The 290-nt window shown below is 42.8% G+C and carries 1 protein-coding gene; it reads left to right on the top strand.

All coding sequences use genetic code 11. The features are described 5' to 3' along the window. Positions 1 to 290 (top strand): helix-turn-helix domain-containing protein (locus H2672_RS19385; RefSeq protein ID WP_186674029.1); only part of this gene is annotated, 290 nt, incomplete at both ends.

Raw genomic sequence — 290 nt, 5'->3', positions numbered from 1 at the left:
AGAATCTAAACGGTGCGCGATTGGCTAAGGCATGTTCGGAACTAAACATTAGTGTTCGCACGTATGAACGCTGGGTTTCGGATGGTGGAATAAAAGAAGATCAACGTCCCCATGTGCAGCGACCTACACCAAAAAACAAGCTGACAGAAGAGGAAAGACAAGTTGTCATAGAGACTACAAAAAAAGAGGAGTTTGTTGATTTACCCCCTTCACAAATTGTGCCGAAGCTAGCAGATGATGCGATATATATCGCATCAGAATCAACGTTTTATCGTATATTACGCGAAGAG

This window comes from Sporosarcina sp. BP05, from assembly GCF_014282005.1.
Classification (GTDB): domain Bacteria; phylum Bacillota; class Bacilli; order Bacillales_A; family Planococcaceae; genus Sporosarcina.
This window is presented reverse-complemented; position numbering and strand designations above follow the sequence as displayed.